Source organism: Stutzerimonas sp. LR2 (assembly GCF_055755175.1).
Genome location: NZ_JBVTRR010000006.1, coordinates 130,362 through 145,704, shown reverse-complemented (window position 1 = coordinate 145,704; position 15,343 = coordinate 130,362). Strand labels below are relative to the sequence as shown.

Sequence of the window (15,343 nt, the reverse complement as noted above, 5' to 3'; positions counted from 1 at the left end):
TACCAGCCGGGCCGTCGATGCTCATTGCGAACCGTCTCAGGCCGCGGCGGCTGCCGCTGCTGCGACCGGTACTCGACCGCGCTGGCGGAAGCTGTACAGGTAGCAGACCAGACCGATCAGGAAGAACACCCCGGCGACCAGGCGCAGCCAGAAGAAGATGGCCAGCTGGTCGGCAGTCGCCATGAAGGACATGGCGGCGCCATCGGCAGGGATGCGTTGCAGCCAGACCTGCACCACGCCGGCAGCAGTCAGGAACAGGGTGATGGCGACCATGGACAGGGTCATCAGCCAGAAGCCCCAGACCTCGACGCGCTGTGCCCGTGCATCCGGTGCCTCACCCAGGCCACGCAGACGCGGCATGGCATAGCTGATCATGGTCATCACGATCATCGCGTAGGCGCCGTAGAAGGCCAGGTGGCCATGCGCAGCGGTCAGCTGCGAACCGTGGGTGTAGTAGTTCACCGGGGCCAGGGTGTGCAGGAAGCCCCATACACCGGCGCCGAGGAAGGCGGTCACGGTGGTGCCGATGGCCCACAGCGAGGCGGCCTTGTTCGGGTGTTCGCGGCGACGACGGTTCACCATGTTCAGGGCGAACAGCACCATGGCGAAGAACGGCAGCGGCTCAAGGGCGGAGAAGATCGAGCCCAGCCACAGCCACACGGTCGGTGCGCCGATCCAGAAGAAGTGGTGGCCGGTGCCGATGATGCCGGTGATCAGCGCCATGGCGATGATCACGTAGAGCCACTTCTCGACCACTTCGCGGTCCACGCCGGTGATCTTGATCAGGACGAAGGCCAGCATCGAACCCATGATCAGTTCCCACACGCCTTCCACCCACAGGTGCACGACGAACCACCAGTAGTACTTGTCACGCGCCAGGTTCTCCGGGTTGTAGAAGGAGAACAGGAAGAACACCGCGAGGCCGATCAGACCGGTCATCATCACCGTGCTGACCACGGTCTTGCGCCCCTTGAGCATGGTCATGCCGATGTTGTAGAGGAAGCCCAGCGCCACGATCACGATGCCGATCTTGGTGATCGTCGGCTGCTCCAGGAACTCGCGCCCCATGGTCGGCAGCAGCTCGTTCTTGGTCATTTCCGCCAGGCCCGCATAGGGCACGAACAGGTAACCGAGAATGGTCAGCACGCCGGCGGCGGCGAACACCCAGAACAGGATGATGGCCAGTTTCGGGCTGTGCAGTTCACGGTCCGCTTCCTCGGGGATGAGGTAGTAGGCCGCGCCCATGAAGCCGAACAGCAACCAGACGATCAGCAGGTTGGTGTGCACCATCCGCGCCACGTTGAACGGCAGCAGCGGGAACAGGAAGTCGCCCACCACGTACTGCAGCCCCATGATCAGACCGAAGAGGATCTGACCGACGAACAGGATCAGTGCAAACACGAAGTAGGGTTTGGCGACCGCCTGCGATTGGAATTTGAGATGCGGGTTAATGATGCCCATCTCGTGGCCCTCCTTTGAATTCGGAAACAAAGACGTTCATCACTCAACCTTCCTTGTTTGGCGGCCAGTTGTTGGTGTCGATCTTCGAAGTCCACTTGAGGAACTCCGCCATATCGTCAACTTGCTGCTCGGTCAGATTGAATTGCGGCATCGCGCGGCGGCCGGGGGCGCCGAGTGGCTGAGCCTTCATCCAGGCGTGCAGGAAGGGCTTGAAGGCCTCCTCACCACCCCGGCGGACGAACACGTTGCCCAGCTCCGGCGCGAAGTAGGCGCCTTCACCCAGCAGGCTGTGGCAGCCGATGCAGTTGTTGTTTTCCCAGACCGCCTTGCCGCGAACCACCGCCTCGGTCATCTCCGATGCATTGGTTCGTTCGGGGAAAGTCTGCTCTGTGTGGTAAGTGAGGCCGAGGAATACCAGGAAGAAGAACACGCTTCCTCCGAAGTAAATATTCCTGGCCATCCCTTTGGTGAAGGTCTCGGACATGGTCGCCTCCTCATGGCTTGGCGTGGCCAGTTTAAGAAGGGGGCTATCGAAACCTGCTTGATGGCAATCAAGAAAAACCCGAACGCAACAGTCAGGCTTTCCAGGGGGATCGAAGGGAGGTCGCAAGCCCTTGCGGGGCAAGGGTTCCAGCGCTTTTCAGGCGCGCCCGCCGGGCATCGTGCCGCTGTGCAACGGGCCTGTGCACCCGCTGGCCGGCGCTGCCGGCGAGGGCGAACGGCAGCGCCGACGGGGGCTCAGGCGCGGCGCTGAGCGGCCAGGCGCAGGCCGGTCTTCTTCAGGATGCGACTGGACACCAGCATCTCGTTCGCGCGACAGGCACTGCCGAGCAGCGCGCGGATCTGGTTGCGGTAGGCCTCGATGTCGCTGGCATCGCGCCCGTGCACCATGGCGAACAGGTTGTAAGGCCAGCCCTCGCGGCGTGGCCGTCGATAGCAGTGGCTGACGAAGGGCTGGGCACCGATCAGCGCACCCAGACGGTCGATCTCGGCATCGTCGACATCCCACACGGTCATGCCGTTGTGCCGGTAACCCAGGCGGTAGTGGTTGGGCACAGCGGCGATCCGCCGAATCGCCCCTTCGGCCTGCAGGCGCTGCAGCAGCGCCAGCGTGTCGTCCACCTCGAGCCCCAGCTCGTCGGCGAGCCAGGCCCAGGGATCGGCCACCAGCGGCAGCCCGGCCTCGGTCAGCTCGACCAAGCGACGCACCAGGACTTCATCAGACAGGGAAGTGCAAACCGACATGAAAGGTTTCCTCCTTCGGCAGGTTGAGCACCGTCAGGCCGGTCTGCGCCTCGATGCGAGCGATGGCTTCGGCGATGCCCGCAGGGGTCTCGCAGCCGAGCACGAACCACATGTTCCACGGGTGCTCGCGGCGGTAGTTGTGGGCGACCTCGGGCATCGCCTCGAGCAGCGCGGCGACCTCGTCGAAACGCGCCTCCGGCACCGCCAGCGCGGCCAGGGTGAAGGCGCCACCGAGGCGGTCGACATCGAACATCGGCCCGAATCGGGTCAGCGTGCCATCGTCGAGCAGGGCCTGGACCCGCTGACGCAGCGTTTCAGCCGAGCTGCCCAGCTCTTCGGTCAACGCCTCCCAGGGATGTCGCACCAGCGGCAGACCGTGCTGCAGGCGGTTGACCAGCAGGCGATCGAGCTCATCCATGGGCAACCTCCCGCGGCGGCGGGGCGAAACGCCCACCGCACTGCTTGAAGGCGCGGGTGCTGAACAGCAGCTGGTGTGGCACGCCGCTCAGGCCGTGCTCGGCCAGCAGCTGCTCGATCAGCTGGCAGACCTGTTCGCGCTCGCGCCCATGCACCATGCAGAACAGGTTGTAGGGCCACTGGGGCAGGCGCCGCGGTCGCTGGTAACAGAGATTGACGCCGGCGGCCTGGCCGAGGCGACGGCCGACTTCGTCCACCTGCTCATCGGGGATGTCCATCACCAGCATGGCGTTGGCCCGGAAACCCAGGGCGCGGTGCTTGAGCACCAGGCCGACGCGGCGGAACAGTCCGACCTGTTGCCACTGTTCCACCTGCTCGAGTACCTGCTGCTCGCTGCAGCCGATCTGCTCGGCCAGCTGACGGTACGGTCGGGCCGCCAGCGGCAACCCGGTTTCCAGCAGGCGCCGCAGCTGCAATGCCCGGGGTTCGTCGAGACAAGCGTTCATCGGATGTCTCCCAGCGGGAAGCCCAGGTCGATACGGAAGGCCTGCTGCATCGGCAGATCGAGCGGCACAAGGCCGGTGTCCGCCTCGATCTCGGCGAGCAGGCGGTCGATATGCGCGCGGTCCGGCCCGGTCAGGACGAACCAGAGGTTGTAGCGATGCTCGCGCAGGTAGTTGTGATTGACCTCGGGAAAGGCGTTGATGCGTGCCGCGACCTGCTCCAGGCGCGCCTCGGGCACGGCCAGCGCTACCAGCGTGCTGGCCCCGGCGCGGCTGTGCTCGAACACCGGGCCGATACGCGACAGCCCGCCCGCCGCCTGCAAGCGCTCCAGGCAGGCGAGCACCTCGCCTTCGCTGCAGCCGAGCTCTTCGGCCATGGCGCGGTAGGGTTCGGCGCACAGCGGCATGCCGTGCTGGTAGCGGTCGATCAGGCGGCGGCTGAGCGTGTCGATCTGCATATCACAGCCCCGTCTCGTGGGCACGGCTGCTGAAGAAGATACCGCTCGGGCTGTGCGCCGGCAGCCGCTTGAGCAGCTTCAGGGTGTAGGGGTCCCAGACCTGGACCTCCTCGCCATCGCGCACCGACAGCCAGAGCTGGTCGCCACGGGCGGTGAACTCCATGTGCAGCACCGCCGGACCGGGCTCCAGGGTGGCGACGATCTCGTGGGTCTCGCTGTCGATGACCTGCACCCTGCCGTTGTCCGGATGAGCGAAGTTGACCCAGATCTGCCGTGCGTCCGGCCGAGCCATGACGAAGATCGGCTGGCCGGCGACGTCGATGGCCGCGGTCTGCTGCCACTTCTGCGAATCCATCACCAAGACCCGGTGCTGGCCGACCGCGGGCACGAAGGTCTGGTTGCCGGCCACGGTCCAGCCCTCCAGGTGCGGCATCTTGTATACCGGCAGCTTCTGCTGACCGCGCCCGTAGCCGTCGAGGATGCGCTCCACGCCACGCTCGGGATGCCAGAGATCGATCTTGGCCATGCCGTCCTCGCCGAACAGGCCGGCGATGTAGTAGCGGCCTTCCGGGGTCAGCAGCGCGTCGTAGGGCTGACGGCCGATGCCTTCGAAGCGGGTGATCCGTGGCTGATTGCCCTGGCTGAAATCCAGCAGCCAGGTTTCATCGGTATCGAACAGGCTGTAGATGAAGCGCCGCCCGGGTACGTCGATGACGCCGACCACTCGCGAGTTGCGGCTGCCATCGGCCAGCGGCGTGGCGGGAATGTCGGCGACCAGCTCCAGGGTCTGGGCATCGAACACCTTGACCCCACCCGGCTCGTAGTTGCCGACGGCGATCAGGCTGCCGTCCTGGCTGATGGCGCCACCAATGCTGTTGCCGCCCTGGATCACCCGACGCTCGATGCGCTGGCGCAGCAGGTCGACCTTGCTCAGGCCTCCATCGCGGCCGAAGACGTAGGCATAGCGCTGATCGCGGGAAAAAACCACCGAGGCGTGGGACAGGTCGCCCAGCCCTTCCACGCGCGCCAGCCGGCTCTGGGTGCTGCTTTCGATGATCTGCAGACTGCCGGTGGCGCGTTCCACCACCACGCCCAGGTCGCCGGTGCCGCGCAGGGGTTGCTGGGCACAGGCGGCGAGCAGGCCGGCCGCAGCCAGCAGCAGAAAGGGGCGCATCATGGCTTGGGATATCCTTCGAGGAGCCGGTCGACCAGCCAGGCGATGTCCTGCTCGTCGAGCAGGGCGTTCCAGCCGGGCATGGCGGTGCCGGGGCGGCCGTGGGTCACGGTGGCAATGAGACTGTCGCGGGGTTTGCCGGCCAGCGCATCGCGCGTCAGCGCCGGGCCGAGTCCGCCGGTCATGCGCAGGCCATGGCAGGAGCCACAGTCCTGAAGCAAGAGATGGTCGAGCTTCGCCTGGCGCTCGGCAGAGGGCGCTGCGGCCAGGGCGAGAGGAATCAGGAGAAAGGACGCCAGGGCCAGCCCCAGACGTGAAACGGCGTGTCGGGCAACTGTCATGGCGTCCTCCGGGAGAGCTTACTTGTGGCTCAGAACCCACTCGGCCAGGATCTTGGCCTCTTCTTCGGTGACCGGGTTTGGCGGCATCGGGATCGGACCCCAGACGCCCTGGCTGCCGTTCTTGATGTGGCCGGCCAGCAGGTCGGCGGCGCCGTCCTGACCGTCATACTTGGCGGCGACTTCCTTGAACGCCGGACCGACCAGCTTGGCATCGATGCTGTGGCAGGCCGCGCAGGGCTTGCTCTTGAACAGCGCTTCACCGTCCTGGGCCAGAGCCGGCTGCAGGGCCAGCGCGCCACCCAGGGCGAGCATCGGGATAAGGATTTTCTTCATTAGAACTATTCCTCAAGGCTAAAGGGGTGAACGTTGCCGCCCACCCAAAGGGTGCTCAGCGAAAGACGCACTGAGCAAGTGCACGGTAAATTTACCGCTTGTGCTAGGCAACCTTTTGTCCTTGGTCATTGTTTGTGGGTTCCGGACCTCAAACGGCTGCGTCGCGACCGGTGCGGGCGAGTTCAGAATGAAGGAGCTGCCTCCCGCCTTCCTTGACTGCAATCAACTCGTTCCGCCGGGCTTCCGCCGGCCGTGTCGGCATTGCCAAAGGCACATGAAAAAAGGGCCGGCGCGGTGCCGGCCCCCTGTTGCCCTGACGCCTTACTGCTTGGCGGCGGTGATGTCGCCCTGGGCGTCGATGCCCAGCGTGTAGCCCAGCGAGACATGGTGGAAACGACCGGTGGCGCTGTCGTCGTGGATGGCGAAGCCGAAGTTGTAGAGGTTGCCGGGTGCCAGTGTGACGTCACCCTCGCCGCCGGCGAACTTGCGGGTGAAGACCACCGACCAGGTGTCGCCGTCGAGCTGGCCCTGAGCATCGACCAGCGCCTGGCCGCCCTCCATCACCCGCTCGGTGGCGACATGACCGTCGAAGGCCTTGTTCTCACCGCTGCGCCACTGGTTCAGGTCATAGAAGATCCCGTTGGCCAGCGAGCCGTCCTTGACGTATTTGGTCTTAGTGTCGGCTGCGCCCGGCATGGTCCGCGCGTCGCCATGGCAGCTGCCCCAGCAACCGCCCGCCTCGGCCAGCTGGACCTTGGAACCGCCTTCGAGCATGTAGGCGATCTTCACCGGGTTATCGGCGTCCATCGGCGCCGCGCCGGATGCTGCTGGCTGTTTCCAGGTGAAGCGCAGGTAGAGGTTCTCGCCGTCGTTGGCAGCCTGGACCTTGGCATTGATGAAGGGCGCCTTGCCGGCGATCGGGGCGGGCTCGAGCTTCTGTCCGCTGGCCATCTTGGCGCCCATGTCGCCGGCTTCCTCGGAGTGGCAGCCGGCGCAGGTTTCGCCTTTTTTCAGGGCGCGCGCCCCGCCGTGCTCGGTGCCCTTGGTGATCCACTCCACCGGCGACACACCGGGGTAGAACAGGGTGACGTCGGTCGCGGCCACCGAGCTCCAGTCGGCAGGCGCGGCGGCCATGGCGCTCTGTGCGCCGAAAGCGATCACCGCCCCCACCGCACTGGCCATCAGAGTCTTTTTCATAGTCGGTTCCTCATCATCGATGGTTGGCTGGCCCGCCAGAACCTGGGTCAGTCTTCGTCTTCTTCGGTCATGCCTTCGGGCAGGTGATGCGCGATGCCCTTGTGGCAGGCGATGCAGGTCAGGCTGTCTTCGCGCGCCATCTCGTGCTGCTTGCGCGCGCGCTGCTTCTGCTTGTCGGAGCTCATGCTCTCGAGGCTGTGGCAGTTGCGGCATTCACGGGAATCGGATGCCCGCATCCGCGCCCATTCACGTCGGGCCAGCGTCAGCCGCTTGGCTTCGAACTTCTCCTGGGTGTCGATGGTGCCGACGATCTTGCCCCACAGCTCCTTGGAGGCCTCGACCTTGCGCACCATCTTGTGCGTCCAGTCGCGCGGGACGTGGCAGTCCGGGCAGGTGGCGCGCACGCCGGTGCGGTTGCTGTAGTGGATGGTTTCCTTGTATTCGGGGTAGACGTTGTTGCCCATCTCGTGACAGGAAATGCAGAAGGTTTCGGTGTTGGTCGCTTCCAGCGCGGTGTTGAACCCGCCCCAGAAGACGATGCCGGCAACGATGCCCACTACCAGAATGCCGCCGAGCGAATAGCGCGTGCTCGGCCGCCGCAGCAGTGCCAGGATGCCGCCGCCCTTTTGTTGCTTGTTGCCGTCTTGATCGGTCATGGAATCGGTTCCCTTGCCAGACCCACCACGCCGGGCGTGGTGGGTGTTAACAGGCAATCCTCGGGCGGATTAGTACACGTCGTGCATGGTGTTGAAGACGTTGAACTTGCCGGTCGGCGTGACGATCGCCGGGTCGGTGATCACCTTCTTCAGCTTCAGCGTCTTGTCGTCGTAGATCACGATCGCGGACTGGTCGGTCTTGCCGCCCCAGAGGGAGATCCACACCTCGTCACCCGCCTCGTTGTACTCGGGGTGGGTGGCACGACGGATCGCCTTGCTTTCCGGCAGGCCGGAGTCCTTGGCGACGTCCAGCCGCTTGGGCGCCTTGCTGAGGTCGGCCAGGTCGTAGACGTAGACGGATTCGGCGACTTCCCGCTCGGGGTTCATCGGCGCGTCGGCCCAGAGGTTCTTCGACTTCGGATGGGTCTTGACGAACAGGTTGCCGGCGCCCGGCATCTTCAGCTCCTGCACCACCTTCCAGTTGTGCTCCTTGTACTTGGCGTACTTCGGATCGTCCGATGCGGTGGAGATCAGCGAGACCACGTCGTCACCCAGGTGGCCGGTGGTCCAGACCGGGCCGAACTGCGGGTGGATGAAGTTGGCGCCGCGCCCCGGGTGCGGGATCTTCGCGGTGTCGACCAGCGCGGCCAGCTTGCCGGTCTTGGTATCGACTGCCGCGACCTTGTTGGAGGCGTTGGCGGCGACCATGAAGTAGCGCTTGGAGTAGTCCCAGCCGCCGTCGTGAAGGAACTTGGCCGACTCGATGGTGGTGGTCTTGAGGTTCTTCAGGTCGGTGTAGTCGACGAGGATGATCTGCCCGGTCTCCTTCACGTTGACCACCCACTCCGGCTTGATGTGCGAGGCGACGATGGACGCCACGCGCGGTTCGGGGTGGTATTCGCCGTCGACCGTCTGGCCACGGGTGGAGACGACCTTGATCGGCTCCAGGGTCTCGCCGTCCATGATCGAGTACTGCGGCGGCCAGTAGGTGCCACCGATCAGGTACTTGTCCTCGTAGCCCTTGAACTTGGAGGTGTCCACGGAGCGGGCATCGGAACCCAGGCGCACGGTGGCGACGGTGGTCGGCTCCTCGTACCACATGTCGATGATGGTGGTCAGGCCGTCGCGGCCCACGGTGTAGACATAGCGACCGGAGGCGGACAGGCGCGAGATGTGCACGGCGTAGCCGGTGTCCAGCACCTTCCAGATGGTGTGGGTGTCGCCGTCCACCAGCGCCAGCTTGCCGGCATCGCGCAGGGTGATGGCGAAGACGTTCTTCAGGTTGATCTTGTTCATCTGCTTCTTCGGACGCTGATCAACCGGAACGATGAGTTTCCAGCTGTCCTTCATGTCCTGCAGGGAGAACTCCGGCGGCACATCCGGGGTGTTCTGGATGTAGCGCGCCATCATGTTGATCTCTTCCTTGGTGAGGATGTCGTCGTAGTTGACCATCCCGCCCTCGGTGCCATAGGCAATGATGTTCTCCAGGCGCTTGGTGCCCAGATTGAGGGTGCCGCCCTCGGTCTTCTTGCCGTCCGCATCGGTCTTGGTCCAGTGCGGTTCGAGGTTCTTGCCCGTTGCGCCCTTGCGCAGAACGCCATGGCAACCGGCGCAGCGTTCGAAATAGATCTGCTTGGCCGCCTCTTTCTCTTCGGCGGTCATCTCTGGGGCGGCAGCCTGGGCGACTGCCAGACCTAGCAGCGAAAGGCCGGCGATCACGCCAGCCAGAATAGGTTTACCGACATTGCTCATCCTTCTCTCCTATGGGAGCGCTCAGGCGCGACTCCTGCTAGTTACGGCGGTGTGGCAGTTCCCGGGGACTTCTTCTTTTTGCGATTCGGATGCTATGAGAGCGCGGAAGCGAAGGCGCTTGACGGTAATCAAGAGGCCCCCCGAGATGCCCCAGACGTGACGCCTTGTCGCGGAGATCGCCGCTACAGCTGCGACAAAGCGCCTCGTTTCGCCGCCTGTTCGTCGCAGATCTCGACGCAGACTTGACCGCAATCAAGCTTTGCCGGCGCACGGCTTGAGGGGGTCGCACGGGGCCGGTAGCGTGGCGATGGAAATAACCAACCGCTGTCGTGAGGTACTGCCTGTGAACGCGCCTGAAATCCGAATCGCCGCTGGCACGCCGGACGCGCCTTTCTATCAACCGCTGGGCAACGAGGAGCAGTTGTTCGAGCAGGCCTGGCAGCACGGCATGCCGGTGCTGATCAAGGGCCCGACCGGCTGTGGCAAGACGCGCTTCGTGCAGCACATGGCGCACCGGCTGAATCTGCCGCTGTACACCGTGGCCTGCCATGACGACCTCTCCGCCGCCGACCTGGTCGGCCGCCACCTGATCGGTGCCCAGGGCACCTGGTGGCAGGACGGCCCGCTGACCCGCGCGGTGCGCGAAGGTGGTATCTGCTACCTGGACGAGGTGGTGGAAGCGCGCCAGGACACCGCCGTGGTGCTGCACCCGCTGGCGGACGACCGCCGCGAACTGTTCATCGAGCGCACCGGCGAGGCGCTCAAGGCGCCGCCGGGCTTCATGCTGGTGGTGTCCTACAACCCCGGTTACCAGAACCTGCTCAAGGGCATGAAGCCCAGCACCCGCCAGCGCTTCGTGGCGATGCGCTTCGACTATCCGCCAGCCGCCGAGGAAGAGCGCATCGTCGCCACCGAGGCGCAGGTCGATGCTGCGCTCGCCGCCCAGGTGGTCAAGCTTGGCCAGGCGCTGCGCCGGCTGGAGCAGCACGATCTGGAGGAAGTCGCGTCGACCCGCCTGCTGATCTTCACCGCGCGCATGATCCGCTCCGGCATGACGCCGCGGCAGGCCTGCCTGGCCTGCCTCGCCGAGCCGCTGTCGGATGACCCGCAAACCGTCGCCGCGCTGATGGATGTGGTCGATGTCCACTTCGGCTGACGTGCTCGCCAGCCCCGCCCGGCGCCTACCGGGTGATCTGGCGATGTGGTTTTTCATCCTCGCCGAGCTGACCGTGTTCGCCATTCTGATCCTGGCGTTCGCGGTCACGCAGATGTTCAACCCGCAGCTGTTCGGCGAAAGCCGCGCGGCGCTGGACAGCTCCATCGGCCTGGCACTGACCCTGAGCCTGCTGACCTCGGGCCTGTTCGCCGCACTGGCCGTCGAGCAGGTTCGCCAGGCTCGGCAGGGACGCGCCGCCTTGCTTCTGCTCGCCGCACTGGGCACCTCATGCGTCTACGTGGTGCTCAAGCTCAACGAGTATGGTCATCTGGCAGGGCTCGGCCTGGGGATGGAGCACAACACCTTCTTCACCCTGTACTGGATTCTCACCGGCTTTCATTTCCTCCACGTGCTGCTGGGCATGGTCATCCTCGCCTGGCTGGCCGAACGCTGCCGGCGTCGTGCCTACCGGCCGGACGACCACGGCGGCCTGGAATCCGGGGTGCTCTACTGGCACATGGTGGATCTGGTCTGGGTGCTGCTGTTTCCGCTGGTCTACGTGCTGAACTGACGAGGCAAACATGTCCGCTTCCAAGGTCCTGGTCGCCTGCTGGCTCGGTCTGGCGGTGCTGTCGATATCCACCGTCGTGCTGGGCAATGCCGGTGCCACCCTCGCGCTGGCAGGCGGCGTGCTGCTCGCTGCGTTCGGCAAGGCCTGGCTGATCACCGATGGCTTCATGGAGCTGCGCCACGCACCCTGGCCGTGGCGCCTGCTGCTGCTCGGCTGGCCGCTGGTCATCGCCGTCGGTGTGCTGCTGACTCTGCTCTGACCGACGGCCTGGCCAGGCCGCGCCGGGCACCAAGGCCGCGCGACTTTTATTGTTTCCGATCAAGGCCAGGCCTATCCCACTCGGTGATCCTGCTGCTCAACCAAGGGGCGGCCAGCACGGCGCGCCCGCTGTGACACGCTGCCGAAGCGGAGCCGCCCATGTTGAGAATCAGCCATTACCTGCGCGCCCTGGCCCAGCCGACCACGCCGGTGCTCGGCGCCCGCAGTGTCAGCGGCAAGCGCCCACCCGTGGTGATCTGGAACCTGCTCAGGCGCTGCAACCTGACCTGCAGGCACTGCTATGCAACCTCCGCCGACAGCGAATTCCGCGACGAGCTGGACACCGCCGAGGCGCTCCGCGTGATCGACGATCTGCACGAAGCCGGTGTGCGCGTGCTGATCCTCTCCGGCGGCGAGCCGCTGCTGCGCGGCGACATCTTCCAGCTGGCCGATTACGCTCGCGACAAGGGCTTCTTCGTCGCCCTGTCGACCAACGGCACGCTGATCGACGAAGGCAACATCGCGCGCATCGCCGCGGTCCGGTTCGATTACGTCGGCATCAGCATCGATGGCCTGGAAGCGGTGCATGACGACTGGCGCCAGCTCAAGGGCAGCTTCGCCGCCTCCATGCACGCCATCGACCTGTGTCGCCAGCACGACATCCGCGTCGGCCTGCGCACCACCCTGACACAGAACAACTACCCGCAGCTGCCCGCCCTGCTGGCACTGATGCGTGAGCACGACGTACAGAAGTTCTACCTCTCGCACCTCAACTACAGCGGCCGTGGCAAGCGCAGCCGCAAGGCCGACGCCCATCACCAGATGACCCGCGATGCCATGCGCCAGCTCTTCGAGCAGGCCTGGGACGACGTGCAGCACGGCCGCGAGACCGACTTCGTCAGCGGCAACAACGACGCCGACGCCATCCTCCTGCTGCAGTGGGTCGAGCAGCACCTGCCCGAGCATCGCGAGCGCCTGGAAGGCATGTTGCGGGCCTGGGGCGGCAACGCCTCGGGCAGCGGCATCGCCAACATCGACAACATCGGCGACGTGCACCCGGACACCTACTGGTGGCAGCACACCGTGGGCAACGTGCGCCGCCAGCGTTTCAGCGACATCTGGCTGCACGCGCCGGCCCCACTGCTGCAGGAGCTGCGCCAGCATCCGCGAGCGGTGAATGGCCGCTGTGCCGAATGCCGCTGGCTGTCGATCTGCAACGGCAACACCCGTACCCGCGCCTGGGCGCAGGGCGACCTCTGGGCCGAGGACCCGGGTTGCTACCTCTCCGACGAGGAGATCGGCCTGCCGACGCCCGAGCGCATTCCCAGCATCGCCATTTGATCGAAGCGGCCGCCAAGCGCCGCCCGCACACCGTAGTCCGATGAGCATTCAGGAGCACCGCATGGACCAGCCACTCACACTTCCCGCTTCGCTGAGCGCCGCGTTCGCCCCCGGCGAAGTCGCTCTGGTCGGCGCCGGCCCGGGTGATCCCGGCCTGCTCACCCTGCGTGCCTGGAGCCTGCTGCAACAGGCCGATGCGGTGGTCTACGACCGGCTGGTCAGCGATGCCCTGATGGACCTGCTGCCTGCCGCCTGCAGCCGCCACTATGTCGGCAAGACCAGCGGTTATCACAGCCTGCCGCAACCGGAAATCAATCAGTTGCTCGCCGACCTGGCAAAGCAGAACAAGCGCGTGGTGCGGCTCAAGGGTGGCGACCCGTTCATCTTCGGTCGCGGCGCCGAAGAGCTGGAGTTCCTTCTGCAGCGCGGCATCGACTGCCAGGTGGTGCCGGGCATCACCGCCGCAGCCGGTTGCAGCGCCTATGCTGGCATCCCGCTGACCCATCGCGACCTGGCGCATTCCTGTCAGTTCATCACCGGCCACCTGCAGACCAACGGCGAACTGCACCTGCCGTGGGACTCACTGGCCCAGGGCGGCCAGACCCTGGTGTTCTACATGGGGCTGGCCAGCCTCGGCGAGATCTCGCGCAACCTGATCGCCGCCGGCCTGCCGGTGGATACCCCGGCCGCACTGATCGGCAACGGCACCCGGCCGGACCAGCAGGTGGTGCGCTGCACGCTACGGCAACTGCCGAACATGGCCGACGAGCAGCACCTCACCCCACCGACTCTCACCGTAATCGGCAAGGTGGTGGGCCTGTTCGCCGAGCGCCAGGTCCGCCACCCGGCGCGCCTGCACGGCGACCCGCTCGCCACCGCGGAGGCCTTATGCAACTGATACCCGCCCTGCTGCTGGCCGCCGCGCTGCCGGCCGCCACCTTCGTCGCCCTCGACATGGCCAGTGCTGCCACGCCGGACGACAGCCAGGCCCTGTATGAACAGCACTGCCAGGCCTGCCACGGCGTCAACCGCCTCGGTGGCGCCGGGCCGGCGCTGCTGCCGGAAAGCCTCAGCCGCATCAAACCGGCCGAGGCCCAGGCGGTGATCCGCGACGGCCGCCCGGCGAGCCAGATGGCCGCCTATTCACACGTGCTGAATGACGCGCAGATCACCGGCCTGGTCGATTACCTGTATCAGCCCTCGGCCGTGCCGCCGACTTGGAGCGATGCCGATATCCGGGCCAGCCACCGCATCCTCACCGACGTCGCCACCCTGCCGACGACTCCGCAGCACGGCGCCGATCCGCGCAACCTGTTCGTCGTGGTCGAGGCTGGCAATCATCACGTGCGGGTGCTGGATGGCGATCGATTCGAGGAACTGGCCAACTTCCAGTCGCACTTCGCCCTGCACGGCGGGCCGAAGTTCTCGCCCGATGGCCGCTTCGTCTATTTCGCCTCCCGCGATGGCTGGGTTAGCGTCTACGACCTGCACAACCTGACCATGCTCGCCGAGGTCCGTGCCGGGCTGAACACCCGCAACCTGGCGGTCAGCAACGACGGCCGCTGGGTGCTGGTGGGCAACTACCTGCCGGGCAACCTGGTGCTGCTCGATGCGCGCGACCTGTCGCTGGTCAAGCACATACCCGCCGTAGGCCGGGACGGCACGCCGTCACGGGTCAGCGCCGTGTATACCGCGCCGCCGCGCGACAGCTTCGTGGTCGCGCTGAAGGACGTGAAAGAGGCCTGGGAGTTCTCCTATGCCGGCGAGCCGACCTTCGAACCGCGGCGCATCGAGGCAGCCGACTTCCTCGATGACTTCTCCTTCACACCGGACTACCGCTACCTGCTGGCCACCTCGCGCAAGGCCCACGGTGGCCAGGTGATCGATCTCGACAACGGCCAGGCAGTCACCGACATTCCGCTGCCGGGCATGCCGCACCTGGGCTCGGGCATCTACTGGAAGCGCAACGGCAAATGGGTGTTCGCCACCCCCAACGTCAGCAAGGGACTGATCTCGGTGCTGGATCTGGACACCTGGAAGCTGATCAAGGAGATCCCCACCGAAGGCCCGGGCTTCTTCATGCGCAGCCAGGCCAACTCGCCCTACGCCTGGACCGACGTGTTCTTCGGCCCGAACAACGACGCCGTGCACCTGATCGACAAGCAGACCCTGGAAGTCGCCCACACGCTGCGGCCGATGCCGGGCAAGAACGCCGCCCACGTCGAATTCACCAACGACGGCCGCTACGCCCTGCTCAGCGTCTGGGACACCGACGGTGCACTGATCGTCTACGACGCCAACACGCTGGAGGAGGTCAAACGCATCCCGATGAACAAGCCATCGGGCAAGTACAACGTCGGCAACAAGATCGAATTCGCCGAAGGCACCTCGCATTAGCACCTTGCGGGTCGCCCGCAGAGAACAGCGGGCGACCGATCATCCGCAAGCCAATACAATCCGTGGTTCCAGCACTTTCATTG

Annotated in this window: 18 protein-coding genes; 6 read left to right on the top strand and 12 right to left on the bottom strand. The window is 65.6% G+C overall.

All coding sequences use genetic code 11. From position 1 onward, the window contains the following. Window positions 1-36 precede the first annotated feature (36 nt). The 12 genes from ACVRRC_RS20110 to ACVRRC_RS20055 all read right to left on the bottom strand — a co-directional run bounded on the left by ACVRRC_RS20110 (window position 37) and on the right by ACVRRC_RS20055 (window position 9,537). The gene (locus ACVRRC_RS20110; protein ID WP_011914544.1) at window positions 37-1,461 is read right to left on the bottom strand and encodes a cbb3-type cytochrome c oxidase subunit I; all 1,425 of its coding nucleotides are present in this window, start codon (window positions 1,459-1,461) and stop codon (window positions 37-39) included. Window positions 1,462-1,504: 43 nt separating this feature from the next. Next, the gene (locus ACVRRC_RS20105; RefSeq protein ID WP_011914545.1) at window positions 1,505-1,945 is read right to left on the bottom strand and encodes a c-type cytochrome; all 441 of its coding nucleotides are present in this window, start codon (window positions 1,943-1,945) and stop codon (window positions 1,505-1,507) included. Window positions 1,946-2,199: 254 nt separating this feature from the next. Further along, the gene (gene ahbB / locus ACVRRC_RS20100) at window positions 2,200-2,706 is read right to left on the bottom strand and encodes a siroheme decarboxylase subunit beta (protein ID WP_011914546.1); all 507 of its coding nucleotides are present in this window, start codon (window positions 2,704-2,706) and stop codon (window positions 2,200-2,202) included. Beyond that, entirely contained in the window at window positions 2,681-3,124 is a 444-nt protein-coding gene (locus ACVRRC_RS20095; RefSeq protein WP_472997416.1) for an Lrp/AsnC family transcriptional regulator, read from the bottom strand. The genes ahbB (ACVRRC_RS20100) and ACVRRC_RS20095 overlap by 26 nt, the downstream gene beginning before the upstream one ends. Further along, a complete protein-coding gene (gene ahbB / locus ACVRRC_RS20090) occupies window positions 3,117-3,629 on the bottom strand; it encodes a siroheme decarboxylase subunit beta (RefSeq protein ID WP_014597675.1) in 513 nt (170 codons plus the stop codon). The genes ACVRRC_RS20095 and ahbB (ACVRRC_RS20090) overlap by 8 nt, the downstream gene beginning before the upstream one ends. After that, the gene (locus ACVRRC_RS20085) at window positions 3,626-4,084 is read right to left on the bottom strand and encodes an Lrp/AsnC family transcriptional regulator (protein WP_011914549.1); all 459 of its coding nucleotides are present in this window, start codon (window positions 4,082-4,084) and stop codon (window positions 3,626-3,628) included. The genes ahbB (ACVRRC_RS20090) and ACVRRC_RS20085 overlap by 4 nt, the downstream gene beginning before the upstream one ends. A 1-nt stretch (window position 4,085) precedes the next feature. Further along, on the bottom strand, window positions 4,086-5,261 hold the full coding sequence (locus ACVRRC_RS20080; protein ID WP_472997414.1) for a cytochrome D1 domain-containing protein: 1,176 nt from the start codon (window positions 5,259-5,261) through the stop codon (window positions 4,086-4,088). Further along, window positions 5,258-5,599, bottom strand: coding sequence for a c-type cytochrome (locus ACVRRC_RS20075; RefSeq protein ID WP_014597678.1), 342 nt, complete (start codon window positions 5,597-5,599; stop codon window positions 5,258-5,260). Before ACVRRC_RS20075 ends, ACVRRC_RS20080 begins: the two co-directional genes overlap by 4 nt. 18 nt (window positions 5,600-5,617) lie before the next feature. After that, on the bottom strand, window positions 5,618-5,932 hold the full coding sequence (locus ACVRRC_RS20070) for a c-type cytochrome (protein WP_011914552.1): 315 nt from the start codon (window positions 5,930-5,932) through the stop codon (window positions 5,618-5,620). Between the two features lie 321 nt (window positions 5,933-6,253). Further along, the gene (locus ACVRRC_RS20065) at window positions 6,254-7,129 is read right to left on the bottom strand and encodes an ethylbenzene dehydrogenase-related protein (RefSeq protein ID WP_472997413.1); all 876 of its coding nucleotides are present in this window, start codon (window positions 7,127-7,129) and stop codon (window positions 6,254-6,256) included. Between the two features lie 47 nt (window positions 7,130-7,176). Continuing rightward, window positions 7,177-7,785 (bottom strand): cytochrome c3 family protein, encoded by a 609-nt coding sequence (locus tag ACVRRC_RS20060; protein ID WP_472997412.1) that lies wholly within the window; start codon window positions 7,783-7,785, stop codon window positions 7,177-7,179. A 69-nt stretch (window positions 7,786-7,854) separates the two neighbouring features. Further along, a complete protein-coding gene (locus ACVRRC_RS20055; RefSeq protein WP_011914555.1) occupies window positions 7,855-9,537 on the bottom strand; it encodes a nitrite reductase in 1,683 nt (560 codons plus the stop codon). A gap of 307 nt (window positions 9,538-9,844) precedes the next feature. Here ACVRRC_RS20055 and ACVRRC_RS20050 point away from each other — a divergent pair, with 307 nt between their 5' ends. The 6 genes from ACVRRC_RS20050 to ACVRRC_RS20025 all read left to right on the top strand — a co-directional run bounded on the left by ACVRRC_RS20050 (window position 9,845) and on the right by ACVRRC_RS20025 (window position 15,260). Then, complete coding sequence (locus ACVRRC_RS20050; protein WP_408102980.1) at window positions 9,845-10,693, top strand: CbbQ/NirQ/NorQ/GpvN family protein; 849 nt, start codon at window positions 9,845-9,847, stop codon at window positions 10,691-10,693. Further along, window positions 10,677-11,264: a cytochrome c oxidase subunit 3 gene (locus ACVRRC_RS20045; RefSeq protein WP_020305994.1), complete on the top strand. Its 588-nt coding sequence runs from the start codon at window positions 10,677-10,679 to the stop codon at window positions 11,262-11,264. Before ACVRRC_RS20050 ends, ACVRRC_RS20045 begins: the two co-directional genes overlap by 17 nt. 10 nt (window positions 11,265-11,274) lie before the next feature. After that, entirely contained in the window at window positions 11,275-11,523 is a 249-nt protein-coding gene (locus ACVRRC_RS20040) for a cytochrome C oxidase subunit IV family protein (RefSeq protein WP_011914558.1), read from the top strand. A gap of 158 nt (window positions 11,524-11,681) precedes the next feature. Then, complete coding sequence (gene nirJ, locus ACVRRC_RS20035; RefSeq protein ID WP_472997411.1) at window positions 11,682-12,863, top strand: heme d1 biosynthesis radical SAM protein NirJ; 1,182 nt, start codon at window positions 11,682-11,684, stop codon at window positions 12,861-12,863. A 61-nt stretch (window positions 12,864-12,924) separates the two neighbouring features. Further along, window positions 12,925-13,761, top strand: coding sequence for a uroporphyrinogen-III C-methyltransferase (cobA, locus tag ACVRRC_RS20030; protein ID WP_011914560.1), 837 nt, complete (start codon window positions 12,925-12,927; stop codon window positions 13,759-13,761). After that, window positions 13,752-15,260 (top strand): cytochrome D1 domain-containing protein, encoded by a 1,509-nt coding sequence (locus ACVRRC_RS20025; protein WP_472997410.1) that lies wholly within the window; start codon window positions 13,752-13,754, stop codon window positions 15,258-15,260. Before cobA ends, ACVRRC_RS20025 begins: the two co-directional genes overlap by 10 nt. Window positions 15,261-15,343: the final 83 nt, after the last annotated feature.

Coding starts and splice junctions, on each gene's coding strand:
- ahbB (WP_011914546.1), bottom strand. CDS start 2,706: ATGTCGGTTTGCACTTCCCTGTCTGATGAAGTCCTGGTGCGTCGCTTG.
- ACVRRC_RS20055 (WP_011914555.1), bottom strand. CDS start 9,537: ATGAGCAATGTCGGTAAACCTATTCTGGCTGGCGTGATCGCCGGCCTT.
- ACVRRC_RS20065 (WP_472997413.1), bottom strand. CDS start 7,129: ATGAAAAAGACTCTGATGGCCAGTGCGGTGGGGGCGGTGATCGCTTTC.
- ACVRRC_RS20045 (WP_020305994.1), top strand. CDS start 10,677: ATGTCCACTTCGGCTGACGTGCTCGCCAGCCCCGCCCGGCGCCTACCG.
- ACVRRC_RS20040 (WP_011914558.1), top strand. CDS start 11,275: ATGTCCGCTTCCAAGGTCCTGGTCGCCTGCTGGCTCGGTCTGGCGGTG.
- ACVRRC_RS20085 (WP_011914549.1), bottom strand. CDS start 4,084: ATGCAGATCGACACGCTCAGCCGCCGCCTGATCGACCGCTACCAGCAC.
- ACVRRC_RS20060 (WP_472997412.1), bottom strand. CDS start 7,785: ATGACCGATCAAGACGGCAACAAGCAACAAAAGGGCGGCGGCATCCTG.
- ACVRRC_RS20025 (WP_472997410.1), top strand. CDS start 13,752: ATGCAACTGATACCCGCCCTGCTGCTGGCCGCCGCGCTGCCGGCCGCC.
- ahbB (WP_014597675.1), bottom strand. CDS start 3,629: ATGAACGCTTGTCTCGACGAACCCCGGGCATTGCAGCTGCGGCGCCTG.
- nirJ (WP_472997411.1), top strand. CDS start 11,682: ATGTTGAGAATCAGCCATTACCTGCGCGCCCTGGCCCAGCCGACCACG.
- ACVRRC_RS20075 (WP_014597678.1), bottom strand. CDS start 5,599: ATGACAGTTGCCCGACACGCCGTTTCACGTCTGGGGCTGGCCCTGGCG.
- ACVRRC_RS20095 (WP_472997416.1), bottom strand. CDS start 3,124: ATGGATGAGCTCGATCGCCTGCTGGTCAACCGCCTGCAGCACGGTCTG.
- ACVRRC_RS20110 (WP_011914544.1), bottom strand. CDS start 1,461: ATGGGCATCATTAACCCGCATCTCAAATTCCAATCGCAGGCGGTCGCC.
- cobA (WP_011914560.1), top strand. CDS start 12,925: ATGGACCAGCCACTCACACTTCCCGCTTCGCTGAGCGCCGCGTTCGCC.
- ACVRRC_RS20105 (WP_011914545.1), bottom strand. CDS start 1,945: ATGTCCGAGACCTTCACCAAAGGGATGGCCAGGAATATTTACTTCGGA.
- ACVRRC_RS20080 (WP_472997414.1), bottom strand. CDS start 5,261: ATGATGCGCCCCTTTCTGCTGCTGGCTGCGGCCGGCCTGCTCGCCGCC.
- ACVRRC_RS20070 (WP_011914552.1), bottom strand. CDS start 5,932: ATGAAGAAAATCCTTATCCCGATGCTCGCCCTGGGTGGCGCGCTGGCC.
- ACVRRC_RS20050 (WP_408102980.1), top strand. CDS start 9,845: ATGGAAATAACCAACCGCTGTCGTGAGGTACTGCCTGTGAACGCGCCT.